18 protein-coding genes are annotated in these 17,655 nt (G+C 42.3%); 3 read left to right on the top strand and 15 right to left on the bottom strand.

Annotated elements, in window-relative coordinates; genetic code table 11:
- Positions 1 to 619 precede the first annotated feature (619 nt).
- Entirely contained in the window at positions 620 to 1,369 is a 750-nt protein-coding gene (locus MH215_RS12895) for a MerR family transcriptional regulator (RefSeq protein ID WP_239290662.1), read from the top strand.
- Positions 1,370 to 2,119: 750 nt separating this feature from the next.
- Here the strand turns inward: MH215_RS12895 and MH215_RS12900 are convergent.
- The 3 genes from MH215_RS12900 to MH215_RS12910 form a co-directional block, all read right to left on the bottom strand.
- The gene (locus MH215_RS12900; RefSeq protein WP_239290663.1) at positions 2,120 to 2,599 is read right to left on the bottom strand and encodes a hypothetical protein; all 480 of its coding nucleotides are present in this window, start codon (positions 2,597 to 2,599) and stop codon (positions 2,120 to 2,122) included.
- A gap of 317 nt (positions 2,600 to 2,916) precedes the next feature.
- Positions 2,917 to 3,573 (bottom strand): deoxynucleoside kinase, encoded by a 657-nt coding sequence (locus MH215_RS12905; protein ID WP_056692695.1) that lies wholly within the window; start codon positions 3,571 to 3,573, stop codon positions 2,917 to 2,919.
- On the bottom strand, positions 3,570 to 4,193 hold the full coding sequence (locus MH215_RS12910; protein ID WP_239290664.1) for a deoxynucleoside kinase: 624 nt from the start codon (positions 4,191 to 4,193) through the stop codon (positions 3,570 to 3,572). The genes MH215_RS12905 and MH215_RS12910 overlap by 4 nt, the downstream gene beginning before the upstream one ends.
- 323 nt (positions 4,194 to 4,516) lie before the next feature.
- Here MH215_RS12910 and MH215_RS12915 point away from each other — a divergent pair, with 323 nt between their 5' ends.
- Entirely contained in the window at positions 4,517 to 5,617 is a 1,101-nt protein-coding gene (locus MH215_RS12915) for a hypothetical protein (protein WP_239290665.1), read from the top strand.
- A gap of 197 nt (positions 5,618 to 5,814) precedes the next feature.
- Here MH215_RS12915 and MH215_RS12920 read toward each other — a convergent pair whose 3' ends face one another.
- From MH215_RS12920 to MH215_RS12975, 12 genes are all read right to left on the bottom strand, one after another.
- Complete coding sequence (locus MH215_RS12920; RefSeq protein WP_056692704.1) at positions 5,815 to 6,549, bottom strand: LytR/AlgR family response regulator transcription factor; 735 nt, start codon at positions 6,547 to 6,549, stop codon at positions 5,815 to 5,817.
- 328 nt (positions 6,550 to 6,877) lie between these two features.
- Positions 6,878 to 8,188 (bottom strand): sensor histidine kinase, encoded by a 1,311-nt coding sequence (locus MH215_RS12925; RefSeq protein WP_239290667.1) that lies wholly within the window; start codon positions 8,186 to 8,188, stop codon positions 6,878 to 6,880.
- Positions 8,189 to 8,344: 156 nt separating this feature from the next.
- Positions 8,345 to 9,451, bottom strand: a complete 1,107-nt coding sequence (locus MH215_RS12930; RefSeq protein WP_239290668.1) for an ABC transporter permease — start codon at positions 9,449 to 9,451, stop codon at positions 8,345 to 8,347.
- A gap of 1 nt (position 9,452) precedes the next feature.
- Complete coding sequence (locus MH215_RS12935; RefSeq protein WP_239290669.1) at positions 9,453 to 10,610, bottom strand: ABC transporter permease; 1,158 nt, start codon at positions 10,608 to 10,610, stop codon at positions 9,453 to 9,455.
- 4 nt (positions 10,611 to 10,614) lie between these two features.
- Positions 10,615 to 11,532 (bottom strand): ABC transporter ATP-binding protein, encoded by a 918-nt coding sequence (locus MH215_RS12940; RefSeq protein WP_239290670.1) that lies wholly within the window; start codon positions 11,530 to 11,532, stop codon positions 10,615 to 10,617.
- 292 nt (positions 11,533 to 11,824) lie between these two features.
- Positions 11,825 to 12,928, bottom strand: coding sequence for a DcrB/PsbP domain-containing protein (locus tag MH215_RS12945; RefSeq protein WP_239290671.1), 1,104 nt, complete (start codon positions 12,926 to 12,928; stop codon positions 11,825 to 11,827).
- Between the two features lie 180 nt (positions 12,929 to 13,108).
- Positions 13,109 to 13,273: a DUF3934 family protein gene (locus MH215_RS12950; protein WP_082560289.1), complete on the bottom strand. Its 165-nt coding sequence runs from the start codon at positions 13,271 to 13,273 to the stop codon at positions 13,109 to 13,111.
- Between the two features lie 131 nt (positions 13,274 to 13,404).
- A complete protein-coding gene (locus tag MH215_RS12955; RefSeq protein ID WP_239290672.1) occupies positions 13,405 to 14,628 on the bottom strand; it encodes an MFS transporter in 1,224 nt (407 codons plus the stop codon).
- A 67-nt stretch (positions 14,629 to 14,695) separates the two neighbouring features.
- Positions 14,696 to 15,295: a TetR/AcrR family transcriptional regulator gene (locus MH215_RS12960; protein ID WP_239290673.1), complete on the bottom strand. Its 600-nt coding sequence runs from the start codon at positions 15,293 to 15,295 to the stop codon at positions 14,696 to 14,698.
- A 247-nt stretch (positions 15,296 to 15,542) separates the two neighbouring features.
- Positions 15,543 to 15,716, bottom strand: a complete 174-nt coding sequence (locus tag MH215_RS12965; RefSeq protein WP_156395345.1) for a hypothetical protein — start codon at positions 15,714 to 15,716, stop codon at positions 15,543 to 15,545.
- A 91-nt stretch (positions 15,717 to 15,807) separates the two neighbouring features.
- The gene (locus MH215_RS12970) at positions 15,808 to 15,990 is read right to left on the bottom strand and encodes a hypothetical protein (RefSeq protein WP_239290674.1); all 183 of its coding nucleotides are present in this window, start codon (positions 15,988 to 15,990) and stop codon (positions 15,808 to 15,810) included.
- 182 nt (positions 15,991 to 16,172) lie between these two features.
- Positions 16,173 to 16,592 (bottom strand): VOC family protein, encoded by a 420-nt coding sequence (locus MH215_RS12975; RefSeq protein WP_239290836.1) that lies wholly within the window; start codon positions 16,590 to 16,592, stop codon positions 16,173 to 16,175.
- Between the two features lie 274 nt (positions 16,593 to 16,866).
- On the opposite strand from MH215_RS12975, the gene MH215_RS12980 reads away from it, so the two are divergent.
- Positions 16,867 to 17,619, top strand: a complete 753-nt coding sequence (locus MH215_RS12980; protein WP_239290676.1) for a class I SAM-dependent methyltransferase — start codon at positions 16,867 to 16,869, stop codon at positions 17,617 to 17,619.
- Positions 17,620 to 17,655 lie beyond the last annotated feature (36 nt).

Genomic DNA, 17,655 nt, shown 5'->3' on the forward strand with positions numbered 1-17,655 from the left:
AGGGGCGCAGGGTTTATGCGCTGAGCCTGTGCGTCGCGTCTACATCATTTAGCTTTATTGCATAGGGTTTACGCGCTGAGCCGATGCCTCGCATCTACATCATTTAGCTTTATTGCATTATGAATCATGGATTAAGCATTATGCATTATGAACTATGTAAGTTCCACACCTCAACCTCCGGCACAGCTCTAGATATACCCCAGAAAACTCCGCATTGAATTTACGCTTGAATTCAAAGACTTCATTTGCATCAATATTAGCAAGATTGTCTATACCTATAATGTTGATGTAACCTCATTCATGTTCATAAACAGTCTGTGAATGGTTTGTCTACGAGTAACTTTTGTTAACAGCTCGCAATCATTAATTAGTATGGCGTAATGATTCACAACACTACATACAAAATATGAGCAGCTGCCGAATTGATATCCTGTATGCTTCTTGTTTTCTTCTTGCTCTCTTCTTGTTTGCTCCCTCTCGGCTTCATATCATTCACTTCAGTTTCTCCTTCCTACTGTGCTTCTCCTTAAAATTTAGTTTAGGTGCTACATTCAAATCCACAGGGTTGACTCTCACGTAACGTGACACTGTACAATCGGTGATGTAAGGAGGTTGGAACATGGCCATGAAGGTAAAAGAAGTCGCTAAGCTCGCCTCGATCAGTGTGCGCACACTGCATCACTATGATGAGATTGGTTTGTTAACACCGGATGAAGTCACTTCAGCAGGGTATCGACTCTATTCAGATGGTAATCTAGACATGCTGCAGCAGATTTTATTTTTCAAAGAACTCGACTTCTCATTAAAAGATATCAAAGACATCATAAATAGCCCTTCCTTCAATCGGGAGGAAGCACTTCAGATGCACCGCCAGATCCTTATGGAGAAAAGAGAACGAATAGACCGTATGATTGCCACCATTGATAAAAGTGTTCTGCATATGAGAGGAGACATCGATATGACGACGAAGGAACAATTTGAAGGTTTTAACTTCAAGGAGAACCCATACGAACAAGAAGCGCATCAGCGCTGGGGGAATAAAGCTGTAGACCAGGCGAATGAAAAGTTACAACGCTCATCACCCAACGAACAAAAGGCAATGTCAGATCAAATGAATAGCATCTTTACTCATTTGGCAAAGCTTCGTGACACTTCACCCGCATCGGCTGAATCCCAAGCGGTCATTGCGGAGTGGTACACCTATCTGAATCAGATGGGACATTATTCACCTGAGGCTTTTCGAGGATTAGGTCAGATGTATGTGGATGATGAACGCTTCACACGTAACATTGACCAATTTGGTCAAGGGTTAGCTACCTTTATGAAAGAAGCCATGGCGATCTTTGCGGATCAGCAGCAAGCAGACTAGATATAGCCCGCTGCTTCGATGCTAACGAATCTGAGACACCTTATTCAGCTGTATCGCGAGGAATAAAAATGGTAACGAATCTGAGCAACGTTATATGCCGAAATACCATGCAATAGGGCTAATTCTCACACCCCAACGGCCCATTAGCGTGTCAACTATTCGTTAGCATTCCCTGAATGTGATTTTGCCGCCAATAAGGCCGTCTGAGTTCGTTAGAGGTGGTGCATCATCCGCCGTCTTCTCGCCAGGTTGTGTCACTTTCCCTGTCCTGCCTAGGCCATCTATTTAGGCATACCTGCGGAAAACATCCCTGCTTGGAACAAAAATTTCAAACACTACTTCCTCCAGCGTGTTTTCAGAGCATTTTTAGAGCATTTTTAGACCACTTTTAGTATTTACAGACACGCTCTAGACTCAGGCTCTCTGTAGATTCACACACGGTAGATCCAAATCTATTCACAAGGTAAAATATCATCACCAAAAAAAGGGACACACGCCTTCTGGCGTTACGTCCCTTCTTGCTTGTTTCTCAGCCGCAATGTGAAGGAGCCTTCTTGGCGCATTCACTCTGAGATTTTTTTGAATGAAGAATATAGGATTATTCAGAATTGCTGGATTTACTAGCCCTGCTTTTTTATTGGCAAATGCTATCGATTCGTTCGATTGCCCACAGTGGAAGCATACTCTCCTACTCTTCTACTTCTTACGATCTTGTCCAACTCTACCCTACTACTTCCCAATCTCAACCGATTACGCTCGTGGAGCGTGGTCTGTGGATGAGGCTTCGGTTGCCATACTGGTTTTGGCCATTCGGCCAGGAATCTGCCATGCTGATACGATCGCAAGACCAATAAATAACAGATCCATCGGTTCACCGAAATAGTCCGAGAATGTCTCGATATACGCATTGACTATCTCGCCGTCAAATATCAATTGCATAAAGCTTTCATCAAACATCTCGGATGCAAAATAAACTACCGTCAAGTATTTCCCTAGTACAATCCCGACAAGTGCAAAAATGACCGCAATCACTTTATGTACTGTTGCAATCCGTTTATTGGATAACAACACGACAGCATAACCTGTCAGCGCACCAATAAGAATGGCAATCAAACCTACCTCATACTCCGTCATTGCTGCAACTGCAGCCCATACGGCACCCCCAACAATTGCCGAAATTAGAGCGCCCACAATAGGCATACCAATCTTAATTCCTTGCTTTTCTTCCACGATGTCTTTCCCTCCTGAGTCATGCATAGGCTTATTTTCCAAAATTCACCTAACTAATAAAACCACATTTCATTCGTTAATTCAACCATTTTCTATGATGATGAAGTTGTAAGCGATACCCGAGCTGGCTCAATGCCGTGCATTTCATGACCCGTGTATAATTGCGCAATTCCGAATAGGACACCGTCAACCCGCAGCCAAACAAACAAAAAAAACTCCCCACTATTCAACATGACATAAGGAGAGTCCATTCCATTCTATTTAATCGTACTTTTCTTCTGCTAATTAATTCTTAGAGCCTCAACAAGCTGATATGCTTAACGCTGTGCTTCCTTCGCTGGTGTAATCACAGCCGCGATCTGAGCCAGAATGGCATCAACCGATGCCGAATCATGCACATCATATTCATCAATGTTCAAGCGCAGTACCGGACAAGCTGTGAATTGATCAATCCATACGGAGTAGCGCTCATGCATATGCTCCCAATACGAGCGATCTGTCTGAATCTCCATCTCACGTCCACGCTCGGTAATCCGGTTCAGAATGGATGGCAAGCTGCCTTCCAGGTAGATCAGTACATCCGGGTGCGGGAAATATGGCGTCATGACCATAGCCTCGAACAAACTGCTGTAGGTTTCGAAATCCGTTGCAGACATTGTACCTTGATCCGCATGCATCTGTGCAAAGATCCCCGTATCTTCATAGATCGAACGATCCTGTACGAATCCTCCACCCATTTCAAAAATTTTCTTCTGCTCCTTAAAGCGTTCTGCCAAGAAGTAGATCTGTAGATGGAAGCTCCACCGTTCAAAATCATGATAAAACTTCTCCAGATACGGATTATGATCCACCTGTTCCAGAGAGGTTTTGAAATTCAAACGCTCCGCAAGCGCTGCTGTCAGTGTGGATTTCCCCACACCAACCGTACCTGCAACGGTAATTAATGCATTGTTCGGAATGCCATAGTTATTCATGTGATATACTCCTTTACCTGATTAACGATCTGCTTGAAATGTTCAGGATGCTCTACAAAATCGAGTGCTTCCGCATCCACTTTAATAATAATCGGAGGATTAGGGCTGTCTGCTAAATAGGCCATGCCTGTTTTGTAATCAGCAATAAGCTGTTCCATATACGCAGGATCCATATCCTGCTCGAAGGATCTGCCTCGCTTGTTGATCCGATACATCAATGTATCAAGCTCTGCCTCGATATACAGTACCAAGTTAGGTTTTGGCAGGTCATCGGTTAACAGATGATAGATTTGACGGTACTTGTCCCGCTTCGTGCCTTTCAAAGTGCGTTCGGCAAAAATCATATTTTTGTAGATATGATAATCTGAAATGACGGGTGAATGCTGCTGTACATAGTGAGCGCCGGTGTCTTCCAATTGCTTAAATCGATTACATAAGAAAAACATCTCAAGCTGGAAGCTCCACTCATCTATATCCTGATAAAAGGAAGCCAGAAATGGATTCTCTTCTACGATCTCTTTCACTAGTGGAAGATTCAACTCCTGAGAAAGCATTGTTGCGAGTGTTGTTTTCCCAGCACCAATTGGACCCTCCACAGCAATAAATGGGGCTGATTTCATCGTGTTCCTGTTCCTCCTCGTGCTTATGCGTGTTTCCGTTTCTCTATAGACCTCACCTATTGTATCACAGCTTCGTGGCATCGAAGGCCAGTATTTTATGTATTAAATGAATATTATGCACATTCACGTAACAGAGCCAATGATTCATCGGATGAAAGACCTTATCCCCACTTTTGGAACTTTAAGTCTAAAGTTATATATTCAAATGATTTTATAAATGGTAAAATAACCCTCTTACTATTATTATATTATTTAATTACAGTTACAAGACTATCGAGCCTACATACCACGACATCTCATGATGCTCTAAGGAGAGAATTAGATTGCTGAACATTATTCACCAATTCATGAAGACAACACGCTCACTTCCTCGAACGATAACGATGGCCACTGCACTTACTCTAATGCTAACAGGTTGTGCTACCCAAGCTAGTACCTCTAGCCCAGCACCTGTAACTACGGAAACAGCAACAAAGAACGAAGAAAAAAATCATGTTCTGTCTTCGACAAAGAATGAAGTTGAAATCACCGCCCCACTTGAGTGGAATACTTTTGACTATGCTGGGTTGCCAGCGCTGTTTACTGCAATGAACAAAAAAGGCGATGGAATGATTATGATTAATCGTTCAAGTCGAGCAGATACAACGGCTGATGCATCTATTGAGGATTTTATGAAAAATTGGGAGGACGAGTTCTCCTTCGGTGAAGGCAGTACGTTTGAATCAAAACGGACAGGAAGTATGACGATCGATACAGAAGAAGCCTATCTTACTGAAGGGACAATGACTTTGCCTGAAACGACAGGGCACTTTATCAGTGCTTCACTAGAGAAGGAGAATCACTTCTATCGTCTACTCTTCTCCCTACAGCGTGAAATGAATGATGAAGATCGAGAATTGTTCAACCAGATAGCCCAATCGCTGCGAATTCTGGACGACCAACCTACTGTAGTGGAGACCGCTCCAGCGTCTAGTTTTACTAAAGTGATCAAATCGGATGACGAGAAAACCTCGATCCGTGTTCCTTCTATTTGGCTCAGTGAATTAAAAATGATTCCCGATGCCGATCTAGAAGCCACTTCGCCAAACGGTGAAGAATATATGATGCACCTGAAGCATTTGAAGTCTGAATTCGACCCAGGAACAACACTGGATCAGTATTTCGACGCGTATATGGAATATGAGATGGAATTCCTGAGTGATATCGCGGAGTCAGATCGGTTGGCTGTAGAGATTGATGGCAGACCAGGTATTCAGCTTGAACTTCATGCCTCTGTGGACAAAGCCAAATACGGCTACTTATATACGATTCTTGAATATCCCGATCACTTTGCGGTCATTAGTTTCGCTGCGGCGAGCAGTCGATATGACCAAACGAAGGAAGCGTACATGGAATATACGGAGAGCTACCGCGAGGAGCAGTAAGTAAGTTATTGCGAAGATTGACTTCCGTTTGTGCTGCAAAGCAAAGCTTCTCCTTTACTTCTCTAGTGAACAGACTTTTTTTTGTTCCATACGCTGGAATTAGAAATAAGAATAACCTTCTTGTGATCTGACCTGACCTTAGGTAATCGTAAGAAGGTTATTCTATCTGCTTCATATTGTGCTATTGGGTTGTAACCTTATTTTGGGACAATATCCTTCAGCCCTTTTAGAAACCGACTGGAGGCATAGCAAATTTGTCCATTAACCATTCGGATTTCCCGCTTAGCAATATCAATTTCGGCGATATTATCTTTGTTTACCACATAAGAATTGTGACAGCGATAGAAGCGATTATCCATCTCAGGTAACGCCTTTAACTTCCCATAGAATTCAACCTGACGATTGTGGGCATGCAGGATGATTTTATGAAGTTGGGAGGAGGTTTCAAAAAATAGAATGTCATTGTACTCAATGCTGATAACCTTATCCCCCATCTTGGTTTGAAACAATTTTCGATGATTATGCTTGTTTTGCATGTAGCGATGATACGCTGTATCAATGCAGTCAATAACCCGTTTCTGAATGTCGGTAAACTGATCTTTCGTGATATAGTCCATCGCTTCCACTTTATATGTAAATGTCAGATACGTTAATTCTGGATGTGTGGTTATGAATACGATCGCACCTTGCGTATCATATTGCCGAATCTCCGCGCCTAGCGCTATTCCACTCTTTTCTTCCTGTAGATCAACATCTAGAAAATATAAACCGGTTGTATCATTCTGCTGTAGATAATTAATAATGTCTTTGGAGTGTGCAGTAGAGATCACAACCTTCATGTCCAGATTCTCAATCATGATGTAATCGGACACATATTGGGTTAGACGTTTACGTTGCTCCTCATCGTCCTCGCAGATAAAAATCTCTAACAATTGCCTCATCTCCTCTGTGCTTTAATTCTTTATTTAGGTTCAACTAAAGAATATTGATGCTAATCACTTCGATGACACGACAACCTTCCGATCGCTATTATCCCCAGTTTGGATTGCCGGAGCATCGTTATGTCTAATAGTGCGTGTTCAAAAAGGGCGGTTTTCAGTACCGAGAAGATGGGAGGAAGATAGAAATAGAGTAGCGGAGCGTAGGCAAAACTACGTGAGCAACTACATTGTTTCCGAAGGAAACAAACTTCGTAAGCCTCGACTTATTTCGGCTGAATCCCAACTTTGACGCCGAGATGCCTCAGGGCATACTTCGTAATCAAAAGCGGACTTTTTGAACAACCTCTAATAGCTGAATAAATGTACCTTCTCTACGTTGAGTATCCAGCACAACTCCTTGATATTGAGCAACCATCTCTCTCAAATTACTAAGACCTAGACCGCGATTACTGCCTTTGGTTGAAAAGCCCTTCTCAAACAGTTTGTACAACTCAGGTGTCTCTTCGCGGCAACTGTTGCTGACCACAATTAATGTGCCATGTTCTTGGCGAATCAACGCCATATGCACACTTGGCAACTCACAATGAATTGCCTCTTCAATGGCATTATCCAGTAAGATTCCTACACAGCGGCATAGTAGTACGGCATCCATGTGGATACGTTCGATTGGCTCAGTAACCTCAATAATAGCATCGATGTTAAGCTCCTGTGCCTTGATCATCTTCGCAGAGATAATGCCTTTTAATTCTTGTACTTTTAGATGATGTAAGGCTCCCAGTTTATATGTATTGGACTGCATTCCTTGACTGATCGGCATAATTTTCTGCTCAAAATAAGCTTGTAATTGATCCATATCCTTATGACGAATATATTCAGACATACTAAGAAGAATATTAATATAATCGTGCCTAAACTTTTGCATATCGGTGTATAAATGTTCTAGATTCTCTGTGTATTCCGTTAATTGCTCGTACTGTTCCCGCTGGTTCTGCATCGCTGCTTCCTTCATAATCGTTCGGCTTAATATCACAAATACACCAATGAGTAAGGCAAAATAAAACAGGAACAAAATACTATTCGCTTGAATGTTATCATCGGAGAAACCTTGGCTTTGGCCGATCCATATATTGATGTAGAAAATGACAACGGTGAAGAAGGTCAGAATCGTAAGAAATAGACCATATCTTCTGAAAAATGCATCGTGGTTCTTCAGCTTCGTAAGCAGTACTCTGACAAGTGCGCTCAATAGAAATGTCATGATCATGATGCCTGTTACATAGATCACCGTATAGAACATATTAGTATGAATCGATGCACTCGAACCACCAAACACATTAATATTGATTATCCCGCACATATAATCACTGATGACCATGAAAATCAGCGTTATCGTTGGAAATAAAATACTGAGAAGGATCTTTCTCAGCTTAAAATATAAACTGATGACCAAGAAGAATAAGACGACAAAACTACTTGCTGAGCCCATCACTCCAAACAGTGAGTAGCCAATGATGATTGAGCCAACGAACATAAAAGCAATCGAATTCTTGCTAAGTTGATGCTTCAACATGATCGGGATGGACAGGCTAAACGTTGCCATCTGTATGATAGTGGCCAAGAACAATAACATGATCAAAATCCTTCTTTCAACGTTATACTGAATCTCTCTATGTGATAATGACTATATGGAACAATATAACATTTATCAATGAAACAGGCTATCTTACCTTCATCAGTCTTTAACTGAGAATACGATAAGATAGCCTATTATAGAATTCCGAATCTATTATATATCTTCTGTCCTCACTCTTGTCAGCAATAAGAAAATGATCGCAGCACAGGCGAACAGACTGATGATATGCACAGCAATCATACTACTGTTACCTGTAAAACCACTGAACATATCATTGTTTAGTTCAGTAATCCACTGAGTTGGCAGAATCTGCGCCAGCTTCTGCATACCTTCAGGCATAATTGAACTTGGCCATAAGGTACCTCCTAGCATCGCCAGAGGTAGCGATACAACAGTAATAAGCAACCGTCCCGTAGACATTTTGGATGTACGACTTATGAGTAGCAACCCAAGTCCTGCTGCAATCATGTTTAATAGTCCATAGGCTAGCACGAGTAACAGTAGTTCCCCCACAGATAGGGAAAGATCTATTTGGAAAACGCCTGTCATCAAGGCAACCATAAGTATAAATTGTCCCACACCAATCACCGCAAACACACTAACGGTCTGTAGATAGTAACTTAATTTGCTACCCGCAGCCAGTAATAGGCGTTGGGTTGTTGTATGCACTTTATCACCTAGGAATAATAGTGTGTTCGTCATCGTAAGAAACATAATAATAAACACGATCATATTAAATGAACTCGTCAAGACAACTGCATTAGGGTTTCCTAGAATCTTCTGTTCCACTTGAATTGGAGCGCTCGCTGCAGCGGCTTCTTGCATACTTGTGGTTAAAGATTGTTCGCTTGTTGTATTTTTGGCGAGTGTTTTCAACACGGAAAACACACTGTTCAGTTTAACCTGCAATGAATTCGAGTTCACGCTTGGTTCGTTCACATAGCTACTCACATTCAGTGTATCCGGATTAGCGGTGATATCCGCAATCGTTGGCGTAAACACGATACCCAGATTAGTACGATGATGAATGGCATCATCTGCGGATGAGGCCTGTGTAATGGTGACATTTTGCTTCTTCAGCATGTCTGATACGTATGAATTCACCGTTGCGTCCTCTATATACATTGTAAGTGTAACCTTCGTCGCTTCCTCATACTGTGCAACTACCGAGTACGTAAATACAACGGGCAACAATAAAATCAGGATAAACGTTAGCTTTCGTTTGAAAATACGCTTGAGATATAGTTCGAATACCCGCACCTTATCGAACCACCTTTCTAGTCAGGGAGTACACCGAAACGAGGACAAAACCCATTGCGGTAATAAGCGCTGTAAATACAGGCATCAGATCTATGACGCCCTGCTGAATATAATCAAACATTGGACGTTGGAACACTTCATTGATACTTATTGAACTCAGCTCTCCCATATCCAGTTTAACGAATCCACCACCCACAAACGTCATCACTGGAATCAATACAGTAACTAGACCATCCACTTGCTTGATTCGACGGGCAATCACACCGAGCAGCAATCCCAGTGCATTGAAGAAGATTGCACCTGCAAGGATAATGAACAACACAAACATAATGCTGTCTCCATAGCTAACATCGAAAAACAATTTGGCACATACGACGATGACTACCCCTTGCATGATGGAGATCGTCACACCCGTCTGAAATTGTCCCAGAATTAACGCTGTCTTGGAGATTGGAGTAACCAGATAACGATCCCCCAACGCTTCACTGTATTCTTCCTGTACAAAGTTCATCGTGTTAGCCAGACCATATACCAGGATTAGAACGAGCATGGTCACACCGTAATAACTCATTGCTGAAATACTGGAGCCACTTGATGAGACAGATGCCTGATCGGTTTCTCCAGATGCAATTAACATATTGCTGTACTGATGAGAGTAAACGATATTCTGATTGCTTGCACTTGCGATTTCCATCGCCATATATCCATCCCCGTAGGCAGATAACGCCAAATCGGTTATATTTACTTTTTCAATATGATTGTCTTTTCCATATACGGTGATGTTACCAATCTGATGTGCTTCATAGTCCATCGTTAAATCACTAGGCAGATAGATATATTGTTCTACTTGACCAGACTCAAGCATCTCCATAGCCATCTCACTACTCGTCTGCATCTGGATATTGAACATCTCTTCATTCGCTGAACTAGTCAAGAAGGCAACTACATTTTTGCCGACCTCCCCATCATCTTCATTCACAACAACAGTAGAGATCTGTGGGATAAGAGAATGCTTCGCTTCCTGATTCTCTGACTGGAACACCCCTGACAATGCGTTTCCCAGAATCAGAATTAACAACAGGGGCAGCAGAATATAATTTACAAACACGACAGGGTTCTGAAGCTTGCGCTTCATACTAGTAGCAAATATCGTCCACATCGCTCTAATCCCTCAAGTTCTTTCTTGTTAATTGGAAAAAAACTTGCTCTAGATTCGGCGTTACATATTGAAAACTCTTCATGTCTTCCCCGAACGATTCTCTGATCTGACTTAACGTATTTATATCATTTTTGGGAACACCAAGCTCTACACGGTTGCCTTCTGACAGGAGTACAACGTAATCTTCAAGCTGCTTAGCATACGCTGTACTTTTCTGCTGCAGCTCCAATCGAATGATCGCCTGATCGGTATACTCCTGTATAACGTCATCTAATTTGCCTTGGCACAACAATTGTCCATCATCCATAATACCGACATGAGAGCAGATCTTCTCAACCTCTTCCATATAGTGCGAGATATAAATAACCGTCGTTCCGAGCTGATTCAGCTCTATAATGGCATCTAAGATTCGGTTGCGGGACTGCGGATCAACTCCCACCGTTGGTTCATCAAGTATAATGACATCGGGATTGTGGACAATGCCACATGCGATGTTTAGCCTTCTTTTCATACCGCCGGAGAACTTTTTAGGTTTTTGTTTGCGTTCTTCCCACAGTCCGACGAATTCAAGCGCGAAGCGAACTTGTTTTTTCAAGCGTTCTCCTTTTAAGCCATACAACTTACCGAAAAAAAACACATTCTCATAGGCAGATAAATCATAGATCAACGCTAGATCCTGTGGAACGTATCCTACACGTTTATTTGTACTTGCATTGAGATATTCATTGAACCATTGAATCTTCCCACTTTGGGGCTTATCCAGTCCCAACATCACTCTGGTTAACGTGGATTTGCCCGCACCATTGGGGCCAAGCAATCCATAAATTTGACGATCCCCTACCGACAATGTTAGTTGCTTTAATACAGGTTTCTTCTTGTTATAACTGAACTGAATATTCTCTCCTGCGAATACGGTTTGCATTAATACTACCTCCCAATCACTTCATGCCTTGTATGTAAATTGAGTGTAGCATCCCGCTAAACTACCTACGTTATATGGTCATAACATGCAGATATGATGTCATAACTGCACCTCCAAGGACACAGAATGATGACTTAACTGTTAAAGCAAATACATATTCGTATGTCATACACAAAACAGCGATCCCCTAGATACGACGTACCGTATCCTAAGAACCGCTGTAATATTATAGTTTGAGCTATTTTTTGTGAACTATTCTGATACAAGTTCAAGTTCACATTGATTGTGAATCTTACTTCTCAGGCTCCTCATACGTACTCGTGTACGTTTCATAGTCTTTTTTCACCCGATCAAATCGGCTCTCTGTGGTATAGAACACAATCTCTACAAAATGATTTTGGGACTCTAGTATAGTTCTTAACTCAGCGGTTTGGCGTTCATTATCGACGTAATGTCCTTCCAGCTGTATGCCTTTCAGACCGTTAATCTCAACAGGTTTCAGATCTGGTATGGGAGTATCCTTGCCATCTGCGTAGACTTCGGCGACGTATCGTCCGTATTCCTCCAATGTTAGATCTGAATCGAACTCATCCTTGGATGCAAGGTATACCGACAACTGCTCATTATTCTCAGCCAAAGATACATCCAGCGCTGATTCCGACAGATCAAATTCATGAACCTGCCAGTTAGAAGGTATGCTAATCTGGAACTGTGCGTATTTTCCTTGATGGGCAACCAATTCTGCCGAAGATGTGCTATAGTCCGTTGGCTGGTCATTCAAAATATTAAAATGCTTAGCCACTTGTTGTTCAAAAAACTCCTGATCTGCTGCCGTAAATTGGTACATCTTCGTGTATGTAATGATATAGAAATGCTGATCTGTCTCTAGAAATGCGGTAATGTGTCCGAATTGATGTTTGCCATATTTCGTGCGTCCTTCTTTTACATAAGCTTTTTGGTGGTCAATTATCAACTGACTTGTTCTAATCACCTCATAACTTGTATCTACCGACTCTTGTGCTGCATTTATGTTTTCCTGATGCCGAACCATATAATCCGTCAATGACATGTCTGGAATATAGTCTTCACGGTTCACTCGGTCAATTCGAAGTGATCTCGTTTGATCCTTTGTAGCTAATTTTAAAAGGGACGGGCTGATTTCCTCCGTGACAACTTCCCATTCGGAAGGGAGGCTGACTGATAGTTCTTTCTGCTGAGGATAAAACGTTACGAGCTTTTCCAAAGCATCCTTCGAAGAAACGATGGACTCAGAGTTGATGGTGGGCTCAGATACATAGGACGGTGTAGAAGGTGTACTGCATCCAGTAAGTGTAGCCATCGCGGACAAGCTCAGTATAGCGGTACGTAAAATAACTTTAGCAACATGCTTAGCCAATGGTAAAGACTCCTTTGATAAAATATTGAGAATCACCCTAGAGTACAAAGGTGAATTTTACCATTTATATCGGCAATTTGGATGTAATAATAAAGGGGGATCAATATAAAAAAGAGACCTACCCTTGTCTTTAGGTCAGATCTCTTCATCATGAATACCTCTCGCTTCGCCATTCCCCATTTACTGGGACTTGTCATCTGAGGTTTCGTTATCATCCTTTTTCTTCGTACCCTTACTCTTATAGGGTTTCGGTGCACTTTTGGCACGGTTGGCACTCGCTTGCCAGCGATTCCAGCCTTTTTTGCCTGTACCGCGGCCTGTTCCGCCACCTTTAGATTTACTCATCGTATCACTCCAATAATCCTGTATATGCTTAAAAATGACCATCCTAGATAACGTTCATCGTGACCCAGCCCAATTATTCACTTCCAGCATATATTATTATAACAAAATATCACTTCAAATATCGTTAATCGTTACATTTCAGCTTTCAATTGTCCAGCCTGTTTGCCTCCTCGAAGCACCCACATGGACAATAGGAAACAAATCCCCAGTACAATTGAAGCAGAAACGTACGGATAGTTAATATTCACATCAAATAATGCCCCAGCAACAATCGGTCCTGCAATATTGCCTAGACTTGTGTACGCTGAATTCAATCCCGCCACAAAACCTTGCTGCTCCTCCGCCAATTTCGACATTTGCGTACTGATTGCCGGGCGTAAGATATCCATTCCGAGGAACACAATAAAGGTAACGACCAGAATCAGCCAATACGTATGCACGAATAAGGTCAGCATGACAAACAACGCTACAAAGAACAGACATACCGAAATGACCTTTTTCTCCCCAAACCGGTTCAGCAACCAGCCGATGAGAGCGACCTGCACTACAGCACCTGCAATGGAGCCAAACGTAATGATAAATGCAATATCTTGTGTTGTAAATCCGAATTTTTGATATACAAATAGCGAAAATACCGTCTCATAGTTTGCAAGTCCAAATGCCATCACGAATACGATAATTAAACTGAAAAAGTAAGGCGCCTGATATGAACGTAGCAATTGAGTTGCCAAACTCTGCGTTTTGACCTTAACTTTGGCAGCCCCCATATCAGGTTTACTCGTTGCGGGACTACGTGTCGACTCTGGCAAAATGGTCAGTGTGATGATTGCAGCTAACAAACCGGCAACACCTGCAGCATAGAACGGAATACGAATACCGAACTCAGCTAGATAGCCGCCGATACCAGGTCCAATGATGAACCCGGTGGAGATCGCAGCATTGATTAATCCCATTCCTCGACCGCGTTCTTCCTCTGTCGTAATATCTGCAGTATAGGCCATAACTGCCGGAAAGATCAACGCCGCGCCAATTCCACCAAGCATACGTGCAGCGAAGAGCAGAACAGGTTCATTAACCGCACCAAACATAAATTCGGATACAGCAAAAATTAACATGCCGACGACGATAATCCTTTTACGCCCCAAAGCATCGGACCAACGACCCGCAACCGGGGAGAATAGAAACTGTGTGAAGGAAAATGCCGCTACCAGCAGCCCCACCGTGAATCCGGTGATATGCAGTAGCTCCATGTACGCAGGCATAATGGGCACAACAAGACCTATACCTGTAAAGACGATAAAAATATTAACCATTAATAGTAGTAGTGCGCCCCTATTGCGCGTTAGTAAAGCCATGATTGCATCCTCCGTAGTTGTCAAAATGTTGCCTTCTCATATACTCCGCTCAATTGGCAACCTGTGTTCAATCCTTATCTTTTGCAATGCCGTGCAAGAATACACTTACAGCGTGACGATATAAGGCAAGAGCCTGTTCTGGCTCCATGTTGCGCGACATGTGGCTCAATCCGATTATGGTACTTTCTAATATAAGCGCGAGGTGATCTACATTGTCAGCCTTGAACTCTCCGTTATCGATCCCCTCTTGTACCAGTTGCCGGTTAAATTGAATATGCCGCTCAAACATCACCGTGATGCGTTCTTCGATATCGTTCTCTTTCTTCTCCTTGGTGAAAAATTCATCGGCTGCCTTGGTCAGTGGGTGATTCATCTCATCCAGGACAAGCTGTTCAGCTAAACCGTAAATTTTCTCGGTAGAGGTACGATAGAGATGTTCTTTGGCTGTCCAATTTTCATCCCATTCCCGATCCCACTCATCAATCAAATATAGAAAGAGACCTTCCTTACTTTTGAAATGGTAATAAATATTGCCCTTGCTGCTCCCTGTTGCCGCCACGATATCTTCAATGGATGTTGCCTTATAGCCTTTTTGTATAAAAAGAGCTCTAGAGGCATCCGCTAGTTTCTTCTTCGTCTGCTCTGTTTGAAGTTGCTTTTTGTTCATTCTTTCACTCCATTTCTTACATACTGCTTTTATACTGCTTGCATACTGAACATTCGTTCTATATTTTAACGGATGAATGTTGAATAAGCAATATCTAGCCAGCTTGTTTTCATGACAAAAATTACATACCAAATTGGCCTCTTCGCAATCCTTCCTTTTTCCCAGCACTAACGACAGTGAGATGTACAACAAAGAAGGTGCCGGATGGCACCTTCTTAGCTACTGTTATTTACTTACTTCATACCATTTATTGTTGTCCTGCACGTACCCGAATATTCCCGAGTTCATTGGCATTGATGGCAAATGCATTACCGCCTTGACCCACCGAAGCCTTCGCAGATTGTCTCGCATTAAACTTCAGACGACTTTTGTCTACCTCTACCCGGTTAACGTGTTTAGCATGTTTTGGTTTTTTAGCCATACCGATCCGCCTCCTCTTATTATTCTTCTCTACAGAAATAGATGCATCATGGACATTTCACGATTATTGCTACGTTAATTAGACCAGTAGACTAGCGTTTACGCGAAGATCGGCGTCCCTTCTTCTTCTCTTTTATAATCTGAACGTTAACAGCATTACTCGCGAGCACATTCCCTGACTCCGCATAGCCTTTGGCGGTTTGGTGAATCTGAATAACAATATATTGATTCTTCCCGACACGATACCGGTAACTTTTCACGTTGGAACGGTTCATATCCATCTCTCCTGTACATCGTTGTGGGTCATGCATGTTCTATGTTATTCATGTCCATACCTGAAGAGTTGTGTGAATGCTGGATTTATAGTGAATTCCCCAAAAAATAACCTTCCTATTTGAATAGGAAGGCTATCTCAATTTCATATATACAATTGAATGTTAACTTGCTTCATTTCCAATTATTCCGCTGTCGGGAATGCACTCAGATCCATATAGGATACTTCCCACAGGTGATCGTCCAGATCTTGAAAGCTCCAGCCATACATAAATCCATGATCCTGCGGATCATTGTAATGCTTACCACCTGCATCCAGAGCAGCTTGTACAATCTGATCGACCTGTTCACGGCTATCTACGGATAGAGCAACGATGACTTCGGCTGTCTCGGCAGCATTAGAGATTTTCTTAGGAATGAACGATAGGAAACGCTCTTCCACCAGCAGCATAGCATAAATGTTGTCCCCAATGATCATACAGGTAGCTGACTCATCCGTAAAATTAGCATTAAACTCAAACCCAATCTTGGTGAAAAACTCCACCGATTTATTCAAATCTTTGACGGGTAGGTTAACAAAAATCTGCTTAGCACTTACAGCCACCATCGATCACCTCGATCTATTGGATTAGTTTCCCAAATCAAAATAACATTTCGCATATAGGCTGTCAAATGAATTATACTAGTTATATTCCAAATGGTGAGGTGACAAGGATGTTATTCCAATTCGTTCGAAGTAATTAGAGGTCGGGCTGGGTCAAAACGCGTACCAGCTATAGAGGGATACGTCTGTCTTCTTGACCTAACTCGGTAGATTATTGTATCGAACGTGAATAACAACTACTCATTGTATCCACACAAATTTGGAGGAATAACGAATGAAACAAACCATGCAATACGAAGCTTTTTATGAACAGATCGGGGCAATCAACGGTTGGGATTTCAGTTCCATACAGGTTGTATCCGAAGGAGTCCTATGGGATCTGTATACTGAAGTTATGCACCATACCCTTCCCTCTGACCACTTACTCGATATTGGCACAGGTGGCGGAGAAGCACTGCTCTCCCATGCCGAGGTTGCATCATTACTTGTAGGGATCGACCTTTCCCACGGCATGATACAGACTGCACAGCGTAATCTTCTTGCGTCAGGGCGCTCCAACGTCCGATTCATACAGATGAATGCAGAGCAGCTTCAATTCCCCGATCAATTTTTCAATATTATTTCTAGCAGACATGCCCCCTTCTGCGCATCAGAAGCATATCGTGTACTTGCTGATGGAGGTATGTTCCTGACCCAGCAGGTTCGGGAAAATGATAAATATAACATTAAAAAAGCTTTCGGCTTAGAGGCAACCGAAGACTTGCCAACAAGTACACTAGCGGAGAAATATCTGAACGAACTGCGTGAGGCTGGATTCCGTGATATTCACCTCAAGGAATATAATGCGACCGAGTATTATGCTCGCCCAGAAGATCTGCTCTTCCTGCTGGCTCATGCGCCGATTATTCCCGGCTTCGGAGAACAAGTTACAGATGTGCAGACACTCCAACGTTTTATTCAGCAATATCAGTGTGATCAGGGCATCCGTACAAACGCCGCCCGTTTCATGATAACAGCTCACAAATAAAGCTCTATAGTTTAGCTAAAAAATAACAAAGAAACA

Source organism: Paenibacillus sp. ACRSA (assembly GCF_022346845.1).
Lineage (GTDB): Bacteria > Bacillota > Bacilli > Paenibacillales > Paenibacillaceae > Paenibacillus.

What these genes read in the sequence shown, in the direction of transcription:
- MH215_RS12970 (WP_239290674.1), bottom strand. Translation starts at nt 15,990, where the DNA reads ATGAACCGTTCCAACGTGAAAAGTTACCGGTATCGTGTCGGGAAGAAT.
- MH215_RS12910 (WP_239290664.1), bottom strand. Translation starts at nt 4,193, where the DNA reads ATGAAATCAGCCCCATTTATTGCTGTGGAGGGTCCAATTGGTGCTGGG.
- MH215_RS12965 (WP_156395345.1), bottom strand. Translation starts at nt 15,716, where the DNA reads ATGGCTAAAAAACCAAAACATGCTAAACACGTTAACCGGGTAGAGGTA.
- MH215_RS12895 (WP_239290662.1), top strand. Translation starts at nt 620, where the DNA reads ATGGCCATGAAGGTAAAAGAAGTCGCTAAGCTCGCCTCGATCAGTGTG.
- MH215_RS12955 (WP_239290672.1), bottom strand. Translation starts at nt 14,628, where the DNA reads ATGGCTTTACTAACGCGCAATAGGGGCGCACTACTACTATTAATGGTT.
- MH215_RS12940 (WP_239290670.1), bottom strand. Translation starts at nt 11,532, where the DNA reads ATGCAAACCGTATTCGCAGGAGAGAATATTCAGTTCAGTTATAACAAG.
- MH215_RS12950 (WP_082560289.1), bottom strand. Translation starts at nt 13,273, where the DNA reads ATGAGTAAATCTAAAGGTGGCGGAACAGGCCGCGGTACAGGCAAAAAA.
- MH215_RS12935 (WP_239290669.1), bottom strand. Translation starts at nt 10,610, where the DNA reads ATGTGGACGATATTTGCTACTAGTATGAAGCGCAAGCTTCAGAACCCT.
- MH215_RS12980 (WP_239290676.1), top strand. Translation starts at nt 16,867, where the DNA reads ATGAAACAAACCATGCAATACGAAGCTTTTTATGAACAGATCGGGGCA.
- MH215_RS12960 (WP_239290673.1), bottom strand. Translation starts at nt 15,295, where the DNA reads ATGAACAAAAAGCAACTTCAAACAGAGCAGACGAAGAAGAAACTAGCG.
- MH215_RS12925 (WP_239290667.1), bottom strand. Translation starts at nt 8,188, where the DNA reads ATGTTATTGTTCTTGGCCACTATCATACAGATGGCAACGTTTAGCCTG.
- MH215_RS12905 (WP_056692695.1), bottom strand. Translation starts at nt 3,573, where the DNA reads ATGAATAACTATGGCATTCCGAACAATGCATTAATTACCGTTGCAGGT.